25 protein-coding genes, 1 tRNA gene and 2 pseudogenes are annotated in these 18,237 nt (G+C 38.1%); 27 read left to right on the top strand and 1 reads right to left on the bottom strand.

The genetic code is table 11. The features are described 5' to 3' along the window. The first annotated feature begins 5 nt into the window (after positions 1-5). From Ami3637_RS05385 to trmB, 23 genes and pseudogenes are all read left to right on the top strand, one after another. Positions 6-191, top strand: a complete 186-nt coding sequence (locus Ami3637_RS05385) for a type Z 30S ribosomal protein S14 (RefSeq protein ID WP_128744720.1) — start codon at positions 6-8, stop codon at positions 189-191. Positions 192-252: 61 nt separating this feature from the next. Beyond that, positions 253-651, top strand: a complete 399-nt coding sequence (gene rpsH / locus Ami3637_RS05380) for a 30S ribosomal protein S8 (RefSeq protein ID WP_162361662.1) — start codon at positions 253-255, stop codon at positions 649-651. Between the two features lie 12 nt (positions 652-663). Beyond that, on the top strand, positions 664-1,206 hold the full coding sequence (rplF, locus tag Ami3637_RS05375) for a 50S ribosomal protein L6 (protein WP_162361661.1): 543 nt from the start codon (positions 664-666) through the stop codon (positions 1,204-1,206). Between the two features lie 17 nt (positions 1,207-1,223). Beyond that, entirely contained in the window at positions 1,224-1,589 is a 366-nt protein-coding gene (gene rplR, locus Ami3637_RS05370; protein WP_162361660.1) for a 50S ribosomal protein L18, read from the top strand. A gap of 17 nt (positions 1,590-1,606) precedes the next feature. After that, the gene (gene rpsE, locus Ami3637_RS05365; protein ID WP_162361659.1) at positions 1,607-2,113 is read left to right on the top strand and encodes a 30S ribosomal protein S5; all 507 of its coding nucleotides are present in this window, start codon (positions 1,607-1,609) and stop codon (positions 2,111-2,113) included. A 13-nt stretch (positions 2,114-2,126) separates the two neighbouring features. Continuing rightward, positions 2,127-2,309, top strand: a complete 183-nt coding sequence (gene rpmD, locus Ami3637_RS05360; protein WP_128744725.1) for a 50S ribosomal protein L30 — start codon at positions 2,127-2,129, stop codon at positions 2,307-2,309. Positions 2,310-2,328: 19 nt separating this feature from the next. Continuing rightward, complete coding sequence (rplO, locus tag Ami3637_RS05355; protein WP_162361658.1) at positions 2,329-2,769, top strand: 50S ribosomal protein L15; 441 nt, start codon at positions 2,329-2,331, stop codon at positions 2,767-2,769. Positions 2,770-2,776: 7 nt separating this feature from the next. Next, on the top strand, positions 2,777-4,051 hold the full coding sequence (secY, locus tag Ami3637_RS05350; RefSeq protein ID WP_162363672.1) for a preprotein translocase subunit SecY: 1,275 nt from the start codon (positions 2,777-2,779) through the stop codon (positions 4,049-4,051). Positions 4,052-4,077: 26 nt separating this feature from the next. Next, positions 4,078-4,722, top strand: coding sequence for an adenylate kinase (locus Ami3637_RS05345; protein WP_162361657.1), 645 nt, complete (start codon positions 4,078-4,080; stop codon positions 4,720-4,722). Positions 4,723-4,725: 3 nt separating this feature from the next. Further along, positions 4,726-5,472: a type I methionyl aminopeptidase gene (map, locus tag Ami3637_RS05340; protein ID WP_162361656.1), complete on the top strand. Its 747-nt coding sequence runs from the start codon at positions 4,726-4,728 to the stop codon at positions 5,470-5,472. 23 nt (positions 5,473-5,495) lie between these two features. After that, positions 5,496-5,714, top strand: a complete 219-nt coding sequence (gene infA / locus Ami3637_RS05335) for a translation initiation factor IF-1 (RefSeq protein ID WP_162361655.1) — start codon at positions 5,496-5,498, stop codon at positions 5,712-5,714. Positions 5,715-5,727: 13 nt separating this feature from the next. After that, a complete protein-coding gene (rpmJ, locus tag Ami3637_RS05330; protein ID WP_128744731.1) occupies positions 5,728-5,841 on the top strand; it encodes a 50S ribosomal protein L36 in 114 nt (37 codons plus the stop codon). Between the two features lie 95 nt (positions 5,842-5,936). Further along, the gene (rpsM, locus tag Ami3637_RS05325) at positions 5,937-6,308 is read left to right on the top strand and encodes a 30S ribosomal protein S13 (protein ID WP_162361654.1); all 372 of its coding nucleotides are present in this window, start codon (positions 5,937-5,939) and stop codon (positions 6,306-6,308) included. A 14-nt stretch (positions 6,309-6,322) separates the two neighbouring features. Further along, positions 6,323-6,721: a 30S ribosomal protein S11 gene (gene rpsK / locus Ami3637_RS05320; RefSeq protein WP_128744733.1), complete on the top strand. Its 399-nt coding sequence runs from the start codon at positions 6,323-6,325 to the stop codon at positions 6,719-6,721. Positions 6,722-6,743: 22 nt separating this feature from the next. Next, positions 6,744-7,364, top strand: a complete 621-nt coding sequence (rpsD, locus tag Ami3637_RS05315) for a 30S ribosomal protein S4 (protein ID WP_162361653.1) — start codon at positions 6,744-6,746, stop codon at positions 7,362-7,364. Between the two features lie 47 nt (positions 7,365-7,411). Next, entirely contained in the window at positions 7,412-8,359 is a 948-nt protein-coding gene (locus Ami3637_RS05310) for a DNA-directed RNA polymerase subunit alpha (protein ID WP_162361652.1), read from the top strand. Positions 8,360-8,380: 21 nt separating this feature from the next. Beyond that, positions 8,381-8,560 carry a hypothetical protein gene (locus Ami3637_RS05305; protein ID WP_162361651.1) on the top strand — a complete coding sequence of 60 codons (180 nt, stop codon included), beginning with the start codon at positions 8,381-8,383 and terminating at the stop codon, positions 8,558-8,560. Then, on the top strand, positions 8,520-8,861 hold the full coding sequence (gene rplQ / locus Ami3637_RS05300) for a 50S ribosomal protein L17 (RefSeq protein WP_162361650.1): 342 nt from the start codon (positions 8,520-8,522) through the stop codon (positions 8,859-8,861). Before Ami3637_RS05305 ends, rplQ begins: the two co-directional genes overlap by 41 nt. Before the next feature lie 389 nt (positions 8,862-9,250). Further along, positions 9,251-10,089, top strand: a pseudogene (locus tag Ami3637_RS18925) (energy-coupling factor transporter ATPase). Continuing rightward, positions 10,074-10,918: pseudogene (locus tag Ami3637_RS18920) on the top strand (energy-coupling factor transporter ATPase). The pseudogenes Ami3637_RS18925 and Ami3637_RS18920 overlap by 16 nt, the downstream one beginning before the upstream one ends. Continuing rightward, positions 10,915-11,715 carry an energy-coupling factor transporter transmembrane component T family protein gene (locus tag Ami3637_RS05285; protein WP_162361649.1) on the top strand — a complete coding sequence of 267 codons (801 nt, stop codon included), beginning with the start codon at positions 10,915-10,917 and terminating at the stop codon, positions 11,713-11,715. Before Ami3637_RS18920 ends, Ami3637_RS05285 begins: the two are co-directional and overlap by 4 nt. A 103-nt stretch (positions 11,716-11,818) precedes the next feature. Next, positions 11,819-12,904: a L,D-transpeptidase gene (locus Ami3637_RS05280; protein ID WP_162361648.1), complete on the top strand. Its 1,086-nt coding sequence runs from the start codon at positions 11,819-11,821 to the stop codon at positions 12,902-12,904. A gap of 94 nt (positions 12,905-12,998) precedes the next feature. Then, positions 12,999-13,637, top strand: a complete 639-nt coding sequence (gene trmB, locus Ami3637_RS05275) for a tRNA (guanosine(46)-N7)-methyltransferase TrmB (RefSeq protein WP_162361647.1) — start codon at positions 12,999-13,001, stop codon at positions 13,635-13,637. A 94-nt stretch (positions 13,638-13,731) separates the two neighbouring features. On the opposite strand, the gene Ami3637_RS05270 is transcribed toward trmB, so the two are convergent. After that, on the bottom strand, positions 13,732-14,406 hold the full coding sequence (locus tag Ami3637_RS05270; RefSeq protein WP_162361646.1) for a M23 family metallopeptidase: 675 nt from the start codon (positions 14,404-14,406) through the stop codon (positions 13,732-13,734). A gap of 93 nt (positions 14,407-14,499) precedes the next feature. On the opposite strand from Ami3637_RS05270, the gene Ami3637_RS05265 reads away from it, so the two are divergent. From Ami3637_RS05265 to Ami3637_RS05250, 4 genes are all read left to right on the top strand, one after another. Next, on the top strand, positions 14,500-15,735 hold the full coding sequence (locus Ami3637_RS05265; RefSeq protein ID WP_202931092.1) for a pyridoxal phosphate-dependent aminotransferase: 1,236 nt from the start codon (positions 14,500-14,502) through the stop codon (positions 15,733-15,735). A gap of 9 nt (positions 15,736-15,744) precedes the next feature. Beyond that, on the top strand, positions 15,745-16,497 hold the full coding sequence (locus tag Ami3637_RS05260) for a lysophospholipid acyltransferase family protein (protein ID WP_162361645.1): 753 nt from the start codon (positions 15,745-15,747) through the stop codon (positions 16,495-16,497). Between the two features lie 138 nt (positions 16,498-16,635). Further along, positions 16,636-16,710, top strand: a tRNA-Gly gene (locus Ami3637_RS05255). Between the two features lie 111 nt (positions 16,711-16,821). Continuing rightward, positions 16,822-18,051, top strand: a complete 1,230-nt coding sequence (locus tag Ami3637_RS05250; protein ID WP_162361644.1) for a copper amine oxidase N-terminal domain-containing protein — start codon at positions 16,822-16,824, stop codon at positions 18,049-18,051. Positions 18,052-18,237 lie beyond the last annotated feature (186 nt).

Raw genomic sequence — 18,237 nt, 5'->3', positions numbered from 1 at the left:
GAACCATGGCAAAGACATCTCTCAAAGTAAAACAGGCTAGAAAACCTAAGTTTTCTACTCGTGCTTATACAAGATGCAAGATTTGCGGAAGACCACATTCTGTATTAAGAAAGTATGGTATCTGCCGAATCTGTTTCAGAGAACTTGCTTATAAGGGAGAAATCCCAGGCGTTAAAAAAGCAAGCTGGTAAATTTTTAAATTGATTGCGGAGGCCTTACGGGGAACCTCGCAAGGAAAGGAGAATATTCAGAATGACAATGACAGATCCAATAGCAGATATGCTAACAAGAATCAGAAATGCCAATACTGTAGGACATACAACAGTTGATATTCCTGCATCAAAAATGAAGAAGTCAATCGCAGGCATCTTAACTGAAGAAGGATATATTAAAGGCTATGACGTTATTGAAGACGACAAGCAGGGCACTATCAGAGTTCAGATGAAATATGGTGCTGAAAAGGAAAGAGTTATTAGTGGAATCAAAAAGATTTCAAAGCCAGGTTTAAAAGTTTATGCTAAGGCTGACGAAGTACCAAGAGTACTGGGAGGCCTGGGTATCGCTATTATTTCAACTTCAAATGGAGTAATCAGTGATAAAGAAGCAAGAAGACTTGGAATCGGCGGAGAAGTAATCTGTTACGTTTGGTAGGAGGAATAAAAAATGTCAAGAATAGGTAAATTACCTGTTAACCTTCCTTCAGGCGTAGAGGTTAAGGTTGACAGCAACAATGTGGTTACTGTAAAGGGACCTAAGGGTCAGCTTTCAGAACCAGTTAGCAAGCTGGTAAAAGTTGAGATTGCTGATGGAGTTCTTACGGTTACCAGAGATGGTGATAACAAGAGCTCAAGAGAGCAGCATGGACTGGCAAGAACTCTTATTAACAATATGGTTACAGGAGTTACTGCTGGATATGAAAAGAAGCTTCAATTGGTTGGTGTTGGTTATAAGGCAGAAAAGAAGGGCAAGACTCTTGTTATGAACCTTGGATACTCACATCCAGTTGAAATGGAAGATCCTGAAGGAATCACTACTGAAGTTACTTCACCTACTGAAGTAATTGTTAAGGGTATTGATAAGGCCTTAGTTGGAAACTATACTGCTAATATCAGAAAATGGAGACGTCCTGAACCATATAAGGCTAAGGGTATTCGTTATGAAGGCGAAGTTATCCGTCGTAAAGAAGGAAAGACTGGTAAAAAATAAGGAAGGAGTGAAATCAAATGGCAAAAGAAAGTAAAAATGATAGACGAGTAGCTAGACATGAAAGAGTAAGAAAGCACTTACATGGAACTCCTGAAAGACCAAGACTTTGCGTTTACAGAAGCCTTAAGAATATCTCTGTACAGGTAATTGATGATGTAAATGGTGTTACACTTGCAGCAGCATCAACAGCTGATAAAGAATTAAAGGCTCAGTGTGCTTATGGTGGTAACAAGGAAGCTGCTAAGTTAGTTGGAGAAGCTATTGCTAAGAGAGCAATTGCTAAGGGAATCGAAACTGTATGCTTTGACAGAGGTGGATATTTATATCACGGAAGAGTACAGGAATTAGCAGAAGCTGCACGTGAAGCAGGATTGAAATTCTAACAGGAGGAAAAAAAGGAATGCGACAAAATATTATTGATGCATCCAAGCTAGACTTAAAGGAAACTATCGTTAACATCAGACGTGTTGCTAAGACTGTTAAGGGTGGTAGAAATATGAGATTCAGCGTATCCGTCGTTGTTGGTAATGGTGAAGGATACGTTGGCGTAGGTCTTGGAAAGGCTCAGGAAATTCCTGAAGCTGTAAGAAAAGCTATCGAAGATGCAAAGAAAAATTTAGTATATGTTCCGACAGTAGGAACAACAATCCCACACAGAACTTTAGGAACATTCGGCGCAGGTAATGTTTTAATCATGCCGGCTGCTCCAGGTACTGGAGTTATCGCAGGTTCATCTGTACGTATGGTACTGGAAGCTGCTGGATTGAAAGACGTTAGAGCTAAGTCTATCGGTTCAAGTAATACCGTAAATATGGCTTATGCTACACTGGAGGGTCTTAGAGGCTTAAAGACTGTTGAACAGATCAGCAGATTAAGAGGAAAGACTAAAGAAGAAATTTTAGGATAGGAGGAAGATACAAATGGCTAAGATGATTAAAGTAACTTTAACAAAGAGTACAATTGGAGCGCTTCCTCAGCACAAAAAAATTGTTGAAGCTTTAGGTTTAAAGAAGATGCACAGTTCAAACGAAATGCCTGATTGCCCACAAGCACGTGGCGCTATAAAAAAGGTTGAGCATCTTGTGACTGTAGAAGAACTGTAGGATTGGAGGTGCGGGAAATATGAAACTGCATGAATTAAGAGCAGCCGAGGGTTCAACTAAGAACCGTAAGAGAAGAGGCCGTGGTACCGCTACAGGTCAGGGTAAAACTGGCGGTAGAGGTATGAATGGCCAGAACTCCAGAAGTGGCGGCGGTGTCAGACTTGGCTTTGAAGGCGGTCAGATGCCATTATACAGAAGAATTCCAAAAAGAGGTTTTACTAATATTTGGAGAACAGAATACACAATTCTAAACGTTGATGATTTAAATAGATTTGAAGCGGGTACTGTTATCACTCCTGAACTTTTAAAAGAAGCAGGAATGGTAAAGCAGGTTAAAGACGGAATTAAGATTCTGGGTGAAGGAACTCTTGAAAAAGGAGTAACTGTTAAGGCTCACAAATTTAGCAAAACAGCAATAGAAAAAATTGAGTCTGCCGGAGGAAAGGCAGAGGTGATCTAAGATGAACATGTTTGGAACAATCGCCCACGCATGGAAAATTGCAGATATTAGAAGAAAAATGGTTTTTACTCTTTTAATGCTGGTAGTTTACAGGGTGGGTTCAAATATTCCGGTTCCTGGCATTAACAGAGATGTTCTTTCTCAGATGTTTCATGGCGGAACAGGATTGTTTGGCTTGTTTGACTTATTCTCTGGAGGATCTTTCAGTAATTTTACTATATTTGCTTTAAGTATCACTCCTTATATCACTGCATCAATTATTTTACAATTATTAACCATTGCTATTCCTTCCTTGGAAAGACTTGCTAAAGAAGGAACAGAAGGTAAGAAAAAAATTGCGCAGTACACCAGATATCTGACGGTTGTACTTGCATTTGTTCAGGCCATCGGCCTGTCCATTGGTTTGTTCAGAAAAGCATTGATCAGCACTGATTTCTTCTCAGTAGCTGTTATCGTACTTACCCTTTCAGCTGGTACTGCATTCTTAATGTGGTTGGGTGAACAAATCAATGAAAATGGTATTGGAAACGGTATTTCACTGATTATCTTCGGTGGTATTATTGCAAGAATACCAAGTGCGATTCATACAAACTGGGCTAAGTTTACTGCTGGCGAACTGGGAATGGTTACAGTATTACTGTTCTTCGCTTTTGCAGCAGTAGTTATAGTAGGAATCATTGAAATACAACAGGGCCAGAGAAGGATTCCTGTACAGTATGCAAAAAGAGTAGTGGGAAGAAAGATGTACGGCGGACAGTCAACGCACATTCCGCTAAAAGTAAATCAGGCTGGTGTTATTCCAGTTATTTTCTCTCTTTCATTATTACAGTTCCCACTGACAATAACATACTTTGCCCCTAACTCAGGATTTACTGCGATTGTTACAAAATGGCTTTCACCGCATGGTGATCCGGGGGTATGGATTTATACTGCATTCAATATTCTGCTGATTATATTCTTTACTTACTTCTATACTGCGGTTACTTTTAACCCTCTTGAAGTGGCAAATAATATGAAGGCAAATGGTGGGTTTATTCCTGGTATCAGACCTGGAAAGCCAACTGTTGAATATTTAAATAAAGTAATGACAAGAATTACTTTTGTAGGTGCTATATTCCTTGCTATTATTGCTACACTGCCAACATTACTTAGCAACTTTACTGCGATTGACGCCAGATTTGGCGGAACATCTTTGCTGATTGCAGTTGGTGTTGGATTGGATACAATGAAACAGTTAGAAAACCAGATGGTAATGAGAAATTACCAGGGATTCTTAAAATAGCACATTGAATAAAGGAGGAAAATTTAATGAATTTAATTTTATTAGGCCCTCCGGGTGCAGGAAAAGGCACACAGGCGACCAGAATAATAGAAAAATATGGAATTCCGCATATATCTACTGGCGATATATTCAGAAAAAATATAAAGGAAGGAACTGCCCTTGGAAAGAAAGCTCAAGAGTATATGAACAAGGGCGAGCTTGTTCCTGATGATCTAGTAATAGAAATAGCGACGACCAGATTACTGGAGGATGACTGTAAAGAAGGATTTCTTCTTGATGGATTCCCTAGAACTGTTTATCAGGCCGAAAAATTAGATGAGTTTTTAGCTGATCACGGTAAAAAAATAGATAAAGTTTTAGATATCGCAGTTGAAAAAGAAGAGCTAATGGTTCGATTGATTGGCAGGAGAGTCTGCAGAGCATGTGGGGCAACTTACCATGTTGTAAATATGCCTCCTGCAAAAGATGGGGTCTGTGATGTTTGTGGTGGTGAATTATATCAGAGAAGCGATGATACAGAAGCCACAGTAGCAAACAGGATTGAAGTTTACAATTCACAGACAATGCCGCTAGTTGACTACTACACTAAAAAGGGAAATATTGCCCACATTGATGGAGCAGCCGGCCTTGACAACGTATTTACTGCTATTGTAAACGTGTTAGGAGAATAAGCAATGATCATCATCAAATCAGAACAAGAGATTGACATAATGCGCGAATCCGGTAAGGTTACAGGCTACATTCTGAGGGAATTGGAGAATTTTATAAAGCCAGGTATGTCTACTATGGACGTAAATAACTTTGTAGAAAATATCATCCTTAAAAATCATATGATCCCTACTTTTAAAGGATATTGTGATTATCCAGCGGCTGCATGTGTATCTGTTAACGATGAAGTAGTTCATGGAATTCCTTCAAAGAAAAGGATACTTCAAGAGGGAGACATAGTCAGTGTAGATGTAGGCTCTACCTATAAGGGATATGTAAGCGATGCTGCAAGAACTTATGCTGTAGGAAATATCAGCGAAGAAGCTGCAAAATTAATACGAGTTACAAGAGAAAGCTTTTTTGAAGGCCTGAAATTCTGTAAAGTCGGATACAGGCTTTCGGATATATCGCATGCTATTCAGATGAAAGCGGAAGAGGGTGGCTTCTCTGTAATAAGAGATTTTGTAGGTCATGGTGTTGGAAGAAATATGCATGAAGAGCCGCAGATTCCAAACTACGGTAAACCGGGCAGAGGCCCAAGGTTGGCCAGTGGCATGGTATTTGCCATAGAACCAATGATCAATCAGGGTGATTATGAAGTTGAAGTACTATTGGACGATTGGACGGTAGTTACTGTGGATGGCAAACTATCAGCACATTATGAAAATACTGTTGTTATTACAGATGGTGAGCCTGAGTTGCTTACCTTATAAATAAGGAAGGTGTAAATTATATTATGGCGAAAAAAGACGTCATCGAAGTATTGGGTACCGTTGTAGATGCTCAGCCAAACGCAATGTTTGTGGTTAAGCTTGAAAATGGATACGAAGTACTTGCACACATTTCAGGAAAAATAAGAATGAACTTCATCAGAATTCTTCCTGGAGATAAGGTTAAGGTTGAATTATCACCTTATGACCTGACTCGCGGAAGAATTACATGGAGAGATAAATAATAGGAGGTTTAAGATGAAAGTTAGAGCATCAGTTAAACCAATCTGCGAAAAGTGCAAGATAATCAAGAGAAACGGTAAAGTAATGGTTATCTGTGAAAACCCAAAGCACAAGCAGAAACAAGGTTAAAATACAATTATAATTTAAGTTTAAAATGGATTACCCCGTTTATATTACGCTGCCCATAGGGTTTGCGTGACGGAAGATGGGAGAAGGAGGAATTTATGGCTCGTATAGCCGGAGTAGATTTACCTAGAGAAAAAAGAGTAGAAATTGGTCTGACTTACATTTTTGGTATTGGAAGAAAGACATCAAATGCTATTCTAGAAAAGGCAGGCATCAATCCTGACACAAGAGTTAAAGATTTAACTGAGGATGAGGCTGGTAAGATCAGAAAAATCATTGAGCAGGAATACCTTGTAGAAGGTGATTTAAGAAGAGAAGTTTCTTTAAATATCAAGAGACTTATGGAAATTGGCTGCTACAGAGGTATCAGACATAGAAGAGGTCTTCCTGTTAGAGGACAGAAAACTAAGACAAATGCCAGAACTAGAAAAGGTCCTAAGAAGACTGTAGGTAGAAAGAAGAAGAAGTAAGGAGGTAGGAAATCATGGCTAAGACTGTAAAGAAAACAGTAAGAAAAAAGAGAAGAGAACGTAAGAACATTGAAAAAGGCCAGGCACATATCCAATCCACCTTTAACAATACTCTTGTTACTCTTACAGATTTAAACGGAAATGCATTATCATGGTCAAGTGCAGGAGCTCTTGGATTCAAGGGATCAAGGAAATCAACTCCTTTCGCAGCTCAGATGGCTGCTGAAGAAGCTGCTAAAGCTGCAATGGAACATGGCCTGAAGACAGTAGAAGTATACGTAAAGGGCCCAGGTTCCGGACGTGAAGCTGCTATCAGAGCATTACAAGCTGCTGGTCTTGAAATCAATATGATTAAGGATATTACACCAATTCCTCATAATGGTTGCAGACCACCAAAGAGAAGAAGAGTCTAATTGAAGGGAGGAGTAATTTAAAATGGCAAGATATACAGATGCTAACTGCAGATTATGCAGAAGAGAAGGTCAGAAACTTTTCTTAAAGGGCGAGAGATGTTATAGCTCAAAATGCGCTATCGATAGAAGAAATTACGCTCCTGGACAACATGGTCAGGCAAGAAAGAAAATGTCTGAATATGGACTTCAGTTAAGAGAAAAGCAGAAAGCTAAGAGATTCTATGGTTTATTAGAAACTCAGTTTAGAAATTTATTTGATAAAGCTGCTAAGAAGAAGGGAATCACTGGTGAAAACCTTCTGATTATGCTTGAAACAAGACTTGATAATGTTGTGTTCAGAATGGGATTCGCATCATCAAGAAAAGAAGCAAGACAGCTTGTAACACATGGACACTTTACTTTAAATGGAAATAAGGTTGATATTCCTTCACTTGAAGTAAAGGCTGGAGATGTGATCAGAGTTAAGGAAAAGAGTCAGAACTCACCTAAATTCAAGGAAGTTAAAGAAATGGCAATCAGTGTACCATCATGGATTACTGTTGATGTTGAAAAGCTTGAAGGAAAGGTTGTTGCTATTCCTAGAAGAGAAGATATCGATACTCCGATTGCAGAGCATCTAATCGTCGAATTATATTCCAAATAATATCTTAATATTATGGGATATTTTGGAAGAAAAGGGAGGGTTTTTTAGTGATAGAAATCGAAAAACCAACAATAGAGTGTATATTCTCAGAAGAAGATGCGAATTATGGTAAATTTGTAGTAGAACCTCTTGAAAGAGGATATGGAACTACACTTGGAAACAGCTTAAGAAGGATACTTCTTAGCTCCCTTCCAGGTGCCGCTGTAACATCCGTTAAAATTGACGGTATTCTTCATGAATTTTCAACAATTCCTGGAGTAAAAGAAGATGTTACAGAAATAATATTAAATCTCAAGAAACTAGCTGTCAGACTGAATGGCGAAAATACTAAGAGAGTTATTATTAATGCTGTAGGACCAAAAGAAGTAACTGCTGCAGATATTATCGGCGATATGGAAATGGAAATCTTCAATCCCGATTTGCATATAGCAACACTAGAAGAAAACGCAACACTGGTTATGGAAATAAACTTGGCAAGAGGCAGGGGCTATGTTCCTGCTGAACAGAACAAGACTGAAAACACACCAATCGCAGTGATTCCTGTGGATTCAATATATACACCAGTTAAAAAAGTGAACTTTACAGTTGAAAATACAAGAGTTGGCCAGGTAACAGACTATGATAAGCTTATCCTGGAAATCTGGACAGACGGATCAATCACTCCGGAAGAAGGCGTGTCCATTGGAGCTAAAATTATGCAGGAACATCTGAACCTGTTTATTGAGCTTACAGATGCAACAGATTCTATGGAAATCATGGTTGAAAAGGAAGAAGACCAGAAGGAAAAGGCTCTTGAAATGACTATTGAAGAGCTTGAGCTGTCAGTACGTTCATTCAACTGCTTAAAGAGAGCTGCAATAAATACAGTAGAGGAACTTACTCACAAATCCGAAGAGGATATGATGAAGGTGAGAAACCTGGGTAAGAAATCCTTAGATGAAGTAAAACACAAACTTGAAGAATTAGGCCTTGGTCTAAGACCGAGTGATGAATAAGCAATAACGAATAAGCGATAATTGGTGGCGAAGGATTTTTTGCCTGATGCGAGGAAAACAGTTTACGAGGAACGGAGCATACAAATGGTATGCGAGTACTGGAGAAAGCTGGATGACAAAGCAATAGGCAAAAAAGACAAGCCAGGAAAGGAGAAGAGTTATGCCAGGATACAGAAAACTAGGCAGACCTACTGCTCATAGAAAAGCAATGCTTAGAAATATTGTTACTGACCTTTTCAGAGAAGGACGTATTTCTACAACTGACTGCAGAGCAAAGGAAGCTAGAAGAGAAGCTGAAAAGTTAATCACACTTGCAAAGCGTGGTGATCTTCATGCTAAAAGACAGGTTCTTGCATATGTATACGACGAAGACGTTGCAACAAAGCTATTTGAAGAAATAGCTCCAAAGTATGCTGAAAGAAACGGTGGCTACACAAGAATCTTAAAATTAGGACCAAGACAGGGAGACTGCGCAGAAGTAGTATTCTTAGAGCTTGTATAATTAAGAACTGAGGGTGCGCAGGTTACTTGCGCACCCTTTTTTAACATTGTGTCCAGTGCTTTAGCACTGATGGCGCAATTTAGGCTAGAAAATCACAAGAAACGAAGTTGATTGTAGATTTTCATCGTGTAACATGAAGCCCTAACCCGATTTGCGAGAGCAAATGGTAGGTAGGTCTCATGCAAGAAGCTCACAAATCTCTGATTTGCAGAGTTTTACTGCCTATCTAGTGTTTAGCACGGAAGGCAGAATTAAAAGATAATATAGATCGATACTTTTAAATAGAAAATGATTATTGTATAATGGTAATAAACGATAAACAGTATATAATCTCATTTTAAAGAAAATGATTTTGAATATAACAAGCAAAGCTTGATTGGAATAGATAAATGGAACAAATCATAAAAATCGAAAATTTAAAATTTTGTTATACCAGAGAGGTTGATCAGATTTTAGTCGAGGCTGTAAAAGATATTAGTCTGGATGTTGATAAAGGAAGTTTTGTTGCGATAATAGGTAAAAACGGTTCTGGGAAATCAACTTTAGCCAAAAATATTAACGCCTTATTGCTGCCCACAGGTGGAGCCGTATATGTTAAGGGATTTGATACAAAAGATGACCAGCATATATGGGATATAAGACAGGCTGCAGGTATGGTTTTTCAGAATCCTGATAACCAGCTGGTATCTTCCATTGTTGAAGATGATGTAGCCTTTGGGCCAGAAAACCTGGGGCTCCCCCGGAGATAATCCGTGAACGGGTGGATTCAGCCCTTAGAGCGGTTAATATGTATGAGCATAGAAAAAAAGCACCTCATCTGCTCTCAGGAGGCCAGAAACAAAGAATTGCAATTGCTGGGGTCATAGCAATGATGCCTGATTGTATTGTTTTTGATGAGCCTACGGCTATGCTGGACCCTCAGGGAAGATCCGAGGTAATGGAAATTATAAGAAGACTGCATGAGGATGGCATTACGGTTATTCTTATAACGCATTTTATGGAAGAAGCAGCAGATGCCAATCGTGTCATAATCATGGATAAGGGGGAAGTGATTCTGGATGGGACTCCCGTAAAAATATTCTCTGAAGTAGAAAAGATCAGGGAATTGGGATTAGATGTCCCTGTTGCTGTTGATTTAGCAGACCGATTAAGAAAAAAGGGAATAACTATTCCTAAAGATATTATTCGTACAGAGGAAATGGTAGAGTATTTATGTCAATACAAGTAAAGAATCTAAGATATGTATATAATGAAGGCATGCCATTTGAATCCATAGCTTTGGATGACGTGAGTTTTGAAATAAATGATGGAGAATTTGTTGGAGTAATTGGACACACCGGTTCAGGAAAATCTACTTTACTGCAGCAATTCAATGGGTTATTAAAACCCAAATCTGGAGATATCATTGTAAACGGAATAAATATTACCGGCCAGGGTATTTCCATGAAAGATGTTAGAAAAAAGATTGGTTTAGTTTTTCAATATCCTGAATATCAGTTGTTTGAAGAAACCGTAAAGCAGGATGTGGCTTTTGGGCCTTTAAATTTAGGTCTTAGTCAGGAGGAAGTGCAGAACCGGGTAAGAGAGGCCATTAGTCTCGTAGGGCTTGACTATGAAGAAATAGCTGAAAGGTCGCCCTTTGAATTATCTGGGGGCAGAAACGCAGGGTTGCCATAGCAGGTGTTATTGCTATGAAACCGGAAGTACTTATTTTAGATGAACCCACTGCAGGTCTGGACCCTAAGGCTCATAAAGAACTACTCCAGGAGATTAAAATGATTCATAAGGACCAAGGTAACATCTTGATTTTAGTGTCTCATAATATGCGGGATATTGCAAACCTTGCGGATAAAGTTCTGGTCATGGATAAGGGAAAGCTGACTATGTCAGGAACTCCAAGGCAGGTATTTGCAAGAAGAGATGAGTTAACAACCATAGGCCTTAGTGTACCACCGGTTGCGGAGATTCTTTATCAGCTCAGAGATAAGGGGTTTCAAATTAAGCCAGATGTTTTAAATATGGATGAGGCTGTGGAGGAATTAATGAAGAGATTATGATTAGAGACATTACATTAGGACAATATTATCCAGGTCACTCCCTTATTCACAGGTTGGACCCCAGGGTAAAAATTGTTGGGACGTTTATATATATAGTTGCGCTGTTTGTTGTAAGTGATTTTATTGGTTTTGCCATTTCTGCATTAGCGCTGGCTATGGTAATAGGTATTTCAAAGGTTCCCTTTAGCTTTATTGCAAAGGGATTAAAACCGGTTTTTCTCATTATAACTTTTACATTTTTTATCAATATGTTTATGACAGGTGGTCACACTTTGTTTAAAATAGGATTCTTAACCATAACAGAGGAAGGCCTTTATAACGCCTGTTTTATGGGAATCAGACTGGTTTTATTAATATTCGGATCATCAGTACTCACCCTGACCACAAAGCCCATAAGCTTAACAGACGGAATTGAGTATATATTAAATCCTCTGAAAAAAATAGGTGTACCAGCACATGAACTGGCTATGATGATGACTATTGCCCTTAGGTTTATTCCCACATTACTTGAAGAAACGGATAAAATTATGAAGGCACAAATGGCCAGAGGAGCAGACTTTGAAAGTGGAAATCTGATTAACAGAGCAAAGAGTCTGATCCCATTGTTAGTGCCATTATTTATAAGTGCTTTTCGTATAGCACAAGACCTTGCCATGGCTATGGAAGCCAGATGCTATAGAGGAGGAGAACATAGAACAAGGCTGCATGAAATGAAACTGACAGGCAGGGACTATGGAACTTCGGTGATACTTGTTTTATTTTTGGCATTAATTATTTTTGAATCGCGTATAATGTAATGTTGATTTAAATTAAGCCAGCAGTGCTGATATAAATCAACATAAAATCATACTATGACAGGCTTGTATGATATAGAAAATATATATACAAAGGGTTGATTAAGTGAAGCATTTAAATCTTTTGCTGGTAGCTTTGTCTCTGCTGGTTATTTTAGTGTTTATTCTCATAGTGGGACCTGACACGGAAGAAGCGCTTGTGGATAAAGACAAAGCGGCTGCAGTTAAGGCAAATGTGTCGTCAGAGATACAAAAAAATGAAAAAAGTGATAAGTCAGAAAAGTATTCCAGGGTGAGTTCTGCCCTGGAAGAGAAACAAGAAGAAACGAAGCCACTACAATATGGTTTTGACTTAAAATATACCAAATATCTGATTCAGGCACCCTATACTTATGTTGTAAATGGGCAAAATCGACGCTTTCAATTTAATGTAATGCGGGAAAAAATCGGGGTTGCGGAAAAGGCCATAGGTAAATATAGACTCACATATATTGATAATTACAAAAATCAGAATGGAAAAGCCCCAAAATATAAGGGCGGAGAAGTAGATGCACTAGGTAATGAAAGAAGTGCAGCTGCACCCGCATATGCAAATATAAACAAACTGAATGAATTTGTGTACCTGACGGATGGAACATTAGTAGAAGTGTTGGAAGAAGATGGAGAGTATACATTAATAGGAGTTGTAGGAACAGATTTAGAGTATTCTGTCCCACGGGAGTATGTGGCTTCGGATGATTGTTTAATGAGCCTGAAGAAAGTTATCGTGGTAGACAGAACCAACCAGAATATAGCTACATTTGAAAAAAAAGAAGGTAATTGGAACATTACATCCTATAGTATGGCAACTACGGGGAAAGTAGGAAAATATCATCAGCCAACACCTCTTGGATACTATTATGCCATAGAAAAAAAGCCAAAGTTCTTTTATGTAAAGGATGGAACCAATGATATACAAGGTTATGCTCCTTATGCTGTTCGTTTCAATGCTGGTGCATATATACACGGTGTATCCACCACTTACAAACATGCTGCAGACGGAACGAGAATCGATCCGGGTATAAACGAATTTTCAAATAGTATAGGCACAGTGCCGCTTTCACATAAATGTGTAAGAAATTATACTTCTCATGCCAAATTTATATATGACTGGTATGAGCATGGAAAAACTATCGTAATTGTAATCGAGTAGAGAGTTAATAATGTTTCCTTTTGTCAGAAGCACACAAAGGAAAACTTGGACTCCAAAAAATGGAATCAATCGGGATTCCAGATAGGAAAAAATTATGAGACAAAGAAAAGTAAAAAATGTGGGAGAACGACTGGCTACATTTGCAGAATACTCTGTGGCAGATGGGAAAAAAATGAAGGGGTCATGGAAAGGCCTTTTCCATAATGAAAATGATATTTATGTAGAACTGGGATGTGGCAAAGGGCAATTCTCAATAAAACAGGCTGAAATCCATCCAGACAGAAATTACATCGCCGTTGAAGGACAGGATACCGTTATATTAAGGGCTTTAGAAAAGGCCGCAGCAGTGCAGCTGCCTAATATAAAGTTTTTAAAGGCATTTATAAGAGATGTTACAGAGTATTTTGACGAGGATGAATTAGCGGGGATTTATTTAAATTTTAGTGATCCATGGCCTAAAGAGCGACATGCAAAAAGAAGGCTTACCCATACAAGATTCTTAAAAGAATATGAAAAGGTTATTAGGAATAGCGGAATAGTAGAGTTTAAAACAGACAATGATGCGCTGTTCGAATTTTCTATAGGAGAAATAAAGGCAAATGGTTTTGAAATTTTAGAATATAGCAGGGATCTTCACAACTCCGCATTTCCCTCAAAAGAGGTTACAACAGAATATGAAGATAAGTTTACTGGGTTTAATAAATGTATAAATTATGTAAAATTTGTGGTTTAGATAAATAAAAATAAAAATTAAAAAAGTGATAATACCAAATTGGTCTATCACTTTTTTAGTGTTCTTGGAGACTTTAAAATAAAAATTTGAAGGACTAAAAATCAATGTAATCTGAAGGATTCACCAGACTGCCGTCTTTTTCCATTTGAAAGTGTAAGTGTGAATCATCTGCTGATTCAAATAAGCTGGTATCTCCTATACCGCCTATAACATCACCTTTCTTTACAACATCACCAGATTCCACCAGAATTTTATCTGAAAGATTTGAGTAAGTGGTTATGAATCCGTTTCCATGATTAATTTTAACCGTATAACCCAGGCGATCATCTTTGTAGGTTTCCACAACTGTTCCCGCTGCTGCTGCCTGGACTCTTGAATCAAGTGGTGCAGCAATGTCTACGCCATTATGAACCATATATTGATTTAAGGTTTTCGAATAAATTGGCAATTCTGTGGAATACTCTAATGTTATAAGACCATCTACAGGTACAACCCAAGTTGAAGGACTGGAAGAATTACCATTGTTTTGATTTTGAATGTTTGATTGAGGATTATCTTGGCTATCTACAGTAGGAACCCGTTTTGCTACACTTTTATCTTTCGTTTCATTTTTCTGAGGAACAGTGATGTCCGTATTATCTGATAAGTTAATTTTGTCCAGACTTGACTTTACAGTAAAAACTGAAGCAAGAGCAACAACGCTGAAACAAAGTATCAAAGCTATAGCTGCTTTATCCATTGGCTTTTTATCTTTTATATTATGTCGCATAATTTACACCTCCTTATTGTATTATTGCCTTATTGCAGTTTTTCATACTTTGTAGTATAATGTTTTGTAATTTTATATAAGCGAGGTGGATATATGAGTGAATTTATAATGGCACAACAAAATGGAAGGAATATTCCATTAGAAGATAAAATTTTTGGCATTAGTAGATTAGCTAACGAAATGATTGCAGAAAAAGGTGAAAAGGCAGTAACCAATGCTACTATCGGAGCATTGCTTGACGATGAAGGAAAATTAGTAGTACTTTCTTCAGTAGTGGAAGTTTTAAAGAATTTAGCTCCTGAAGATTATGCAGAATATGCACCAATTGGAGGAACAGCAGAATTTAAACAGTGTATAAAAAAAGCTGCTTTTGGAAAGTATCAGCCAAAATGTTTTACAGAGGCAGTTGCCACTCCTGGAGGCACAGGAGCTATTAGAAATACCATAGACAATTATTCTAAAATAGGAGATCAGGTTTTAACTTCAGACTGGTACTGGGCAAATTACAGTTCAATTGCGCAGGAAATGGGAAGGACTGCAACGACTTACAGTCTTTTTGACGACGGGAGCAATTTTAATATTGCAGCATTTAAAGAGAAAGTGGAGAAACTGCTTTCAGAACAGGAAAGTTTAGTTATCATTATAAATACACCCGCTCATAATCCAACAGGATACTCCCTTACACTTGAAGACTGGGACAAGCTGTTAAAAACAGTAAAAGAAATTGCGGGAGAAGATAAGAAAGTTACTTTGTTAGTAGATGTGGCATACATCGATTTCGCAGGTGATCCAGATAAGTATAGAGAATTTTTACCAAAGCTGGAAAATTTGCCTGCTAATATACTTCCGGTTATCTCATACAGTGCTTCAAAAACATTTACCCTTTATGGTATGAGATGTGGTGCCATGATTTGTATGACACCAGTTAAAGAAGTGGCACAGGAATTTGTACGTGTCTGTCAGTTTTCATCCAGAGCTTCGTGGTCCAACTGCCCAAGAGCTTCCATGGTGGTTCTGTCTAAAATATATGAGGATAAGGCTCTTCTGGAAAGAGTGGATAAAGAAAGAAGCTATTATTGTGATTTACTCTTAAAAAGGGGTAAGGCATTTGAAGAAGAAGCTGCCAAAGCAGGTTTGAAAATTGTTCCTTTTGATGCGGGATTTTTCGCATCTATCCCATGTGATAATCCGGATGAAATCAGTAAAAAGCTTCAACAACAGGGAATATTTCTTGTTCCTTTGGCAAAAGGGCTCAGAGTATCGATAGCTTCCATAACAGAAAAAGAATGTAGAATGCTGCCTGCAAAAATTTTAGCAGCTATGAAATAGGGTGTTAACATGCGAACAATTATATGGTTTATATATTTTTGGATATACCTTCTGGTAATTTATCCAAAGCAGCGTTATTATAAAAAACGTAAAGCAGCAGGATTTGATGATCTTAAGGAAATTAATCTGGTTGTTCAAAACTGGGCAGGCAGATTGCTTAAAATGGCAGGAGTAACCTGCAGGGTAGAGGGATTGGAAAACATACCTAAGGACAGAGCCGTTTTATTTACTAGTAATCATCAGGGTAATTTTGATATTCCTTTGATGCTTACTCAATTGGATAAAACCAATCCTTTGGTTGCGAAAAATAGTCTGGAGAATGTTCCTTTTATATCCACTTGGATGAAACTTTTTGATTGCCTCTTTCTGGACAGAGAAAATGCAAGACAGTCTTTAAGAGTTTTTGGGGATGCTGAAAAGCTGATTAATGCAGGACGGTCTGTAATAATTTTTCCAGAAGGCACCAGAAGCAGAAAGGATGAAGCTGGAGAGTTTAAGGAAGGCGCCTTTAAGATAGCCACCAAAACTGGAGCACCTATTGTCCCTGTGGCAATAAATGGCTCTCATAGAGTAATGGAAGCTAATGGAATGTGGATTCATCCGGCAGAGGTGAAAATAACGGTGTTGCCGCCTATAGAGACGGCTGCAATGTCAAGGGAAGAAGCAAAGCATCTGGGCGTTACTGTTCGGAATATGATAATGGAATGCAACCAGGGACAGAATGACAAGCAGAATAATAATAAAATGGCTGTAAACAATTAAAGAATGTATTAGAATCCTCCAGGGAGTTTAGTTCCTGGAGGATTCTAATACATTAAATCTGAATATAAGTTGAACTTTGTGCTTGCAATTTAACAATCCTTTTGGTAAAATAAAAAACGATACATGTCAATTCCATATGCGGAAGTGGCTCAGGGGTAGAGCATCGCCTTGCCAAGGCGAGGGTCGCGAGTTCGAATCTCGTCTTCCGCTCCAAGAAAAACCTTGCAATAATTTGCAGGGTTTTTATTTTAAGGTAGTGGGGTTATGGAAAATTTTATGATATTATATTTAAGTATTTAAATTATATTAAAGAGGTGATTTATAATGACACGAAACGCATTAAGAGCCTTACTAATAGTTAGTATAGTCTTAAGCATGGCACTTCCTGTTTTTGCAGCAGAACAGCCAAAAATTCAGTTCAACGGTAGTAATGTGAGCAGCGACGTATCTCCAACTAGCATAAATGGGGCACTGCTTGTTCCTGCACGTGTAATTTCAGACTGTATGGGTGCAGATGTTCAGTGGGATAATACCACTAAGGTGGCTACTATCACCAAGAACACCACTATAATTAAAATTAAATTAGGTGAAAAATCAGCAGATAAAAACGGTGAGAAAATAGCTTTGGCTGCTCCAGCTACATTGCAAAATGGCAAACTGATGCTTCCTTTACGATTCTTTGCAGAAAACTTTGGTGCTCAGGTGAGTTGGAATAATACTAGTTCCGCCGCAATAATTACTTTTGCAGATAGCAAAGACGGAAAAACTGTAGATCAATATATTACGGATTGCGCCAATGCTACGACAAAATATTCTACGTTAAAATCCAAGGGAACATTCACAGTCAGTGCAGATGTTCAGGGCCAGAAATCAAATTTACAGATGCAGATCGACGGAGCCTATAAGCTTCCAAAAGAAAGTTACACCAAAATGACAATGACATTGCCTTCAGGTACAGAACTTACAACGGGAGCTATTGCAACGGAGACCTATTTTGACGGACAAAACATTTACATGAAAATGCCTGGTCAAGAGTGGAAGGCTTTAGAGGTTCCTAATTTAGCAACCATGATAGACAGCTTCGGCTCCACGAACCAAACCCCGCAGGATATCTATAATTCTATGAAAAAGTTTGGTTTCATTGCAAGCTTTGGTAATGATGTTACTAAAGATGGAAAACAGTATACTGTTATATGTGTGAAAGTTGATAAAGATAAATTCATGAAGATGATACAACAATTAACAAGCCAGATAGCAGATTCTGTTGGAACAACATCTTCAGCAATAACAGGAGGCACCACCCAGAGCGCAATTACTACCTCCCAGGTTCAGGATGAAATAAATAAAGCCCTGAGCTCCATGAACTTAGATTTGTCATATCGTATCTATTATAATAAAGAAACAAAGATACCAGACTATGTTGACTTAACTGAAAATATATCAATGAAGGCTGACAATACCCTAGTTAATACAGCAGTAACAGGAACAATGAATTTCTATGATTATGGTCAGCCTGTTCAGATGCCGGATGTAACCAATGCCAAGAGGAACTAAACCATTTAAACTTTAAAGAGTTATGTGTTTAATCATTCTTACTATTGCATGTAAACTGAACAAATGAGACAATGAAAGCCCTGTAATGATTCAATTTGCAGGGTTTTAAATTACTTATGCACAAACTGGCTCCCGCTCCTGACACCTCAATATAAAAATAAATTTACCAGGTTTGTTTTTTCTATT

Origin of the sequence: Aminipila terrae (assembly GCF_010120715.1) — a bacterium.
Taxonomy (GTDB): Bacteria; Bacillota; Clostridia; order Peptostreptococcales; family Anaerovoracaceae; genus Aminipila; species Aminipila terrae.
The sequence above is the reverse complement of the archived record's forward strand: the minus strand, read 5'-3'. Positions and strand labels throughout refer to the sequence as shown.

Coding starts and splice junctions, on each gene's coding strand:
- Ami3637_RS05265 (WP_202931092.1), top strand. CDS start 14,500: ATGAGTGAATTTATAATGGCACAACAAAATGGAAGGAATATTCCATTA.
- rplR (WP_162361660.1), top strand. CDS start 1,224: ATGGCAAAAGAAAGTAAAAATGATAGACGAGTAGCTAGACATGAAAGA.
- rpsM (WP_162361654.1), top strand. CDS start 5,937: ATGGCTCGTATAGCCGGAGTAGATTTACCTAGAGAAAAAAGAGTAGAA.
- Ami3637_RS05250 (WP_162361644.1), top strand. CDS start 16,822: ATGACACGAAACGCATTAAGAGCCTTACTAATAGTTAGTATAGTCTTA.
- rpsD (WP_162361653.1), top strand. CDS start 6,744: ATGGCAAGATATACAGATGCTAACTGCAGATTATGCAGAAGAGAAGGT.
- rplF (WP_162361661.1), top strand. CDS start 664: ATGTCAAGAATAGGTAAATTACCTGTTAACCTTCCTTCAGGCGTAGAG.
- Ami3637_RS05285 (WP_162361649.1), top strand. CDS start 10,915: ATGATTAGAGACATTACATTAGGACAATATTATCCAGGTCACTCCCTT.
- rplO (WP_162361658.1), top strand. CDS start 2,329: ATGAAACTGCATGAATTAAGAGCAGCCGAGGGTTCAACTAAGAACCGT.
- rpmD (WP_128744725.1), top strand. CDS start 2,127: ATGGCTAAGATGATTAAAGTAACTTTAACAAAGAGTACAATTGGAGCG.
- rpsK (WP_128744733.1), top strand. CDS start 6,323: ATGGCTAAGACTGTAAAGAAAACAGTAAGAAAAAAGAGAAGAGAACGT.
- infA (WP_162361655.1), top strand. CDS start 5,496: ATGGCGAAAAAAGACGTCATCGAAGTATTGGGTACCGTTGTAGATGCT.
- secY (WP_162363672.1), top strand. CDS start 2,777: ATGTTTGGAACAATCGCCCACGCATGGAAAATTGCAGATATTAGAAGA.
- Ami3637_RS05260 (WP_162361645.1), top strand. CDS start 15,745: ATGCGAACAATTATATGGTTTATATATTTTTGGATATACCTTCTGGTA.
- rpsH (WP_162361662.1), top strand. CDS start 253: ATGACAATGACAGATCCAATAGCAGATATGCTAACAAGAATCAGAAAT.
- Ami3637_RS05385 (WP_128744720.1), top strand. CDS start 6: ATGGCAAAGACATCTCTCAAAGTAAAACAGGCTAGAAAACCTAAGTTT.
- trmB (WP_162361647.1), top strand. CDS start 12,999: ATGAGACAAAGAAAAGTAAAAAATGTGGGAGAACGACTGGCTACATTT.
- map (WP_162361656.1), top strand. CDS start 4,726: ATGATCATCATCAAATCAGAACAAGAGATTGACATAATGCGCGAATCC.
- rpsE (WP_162361659.1), top strand. CDS start 1,607: ATGCGACAAAATATTATTGATGCATCCAAGCTAGACTTAAAGGAAACT.
- rpmJ (WP_128744731.1), top strand. CDS start 5,728: ATGAAAGTTAGAGCATCAGTTAAACCAATCTGCGAAAAGTGCAAGATA.
- Ami3637_RS05345 (WP_162361657.1), top strand. CDS start 4,078: ATGAATTTAATTTTATTAGGCCCTCCGGGTGCAGGAAAAGGCACACAG.
- Ami3637_RS05270 (WP_162361646.1), bottom strand. CDS start 14,406: ATGCGACATAATATAAAAGATAAAAAGCCAATGGATAAAGCAGCTATA.
- rplQ (WP_162361650.1), top strand. CDS start 8,520: ATGCCAGGATACAGAAAACTAGGCAGACCTACTGCTCATAGAAAAGCA.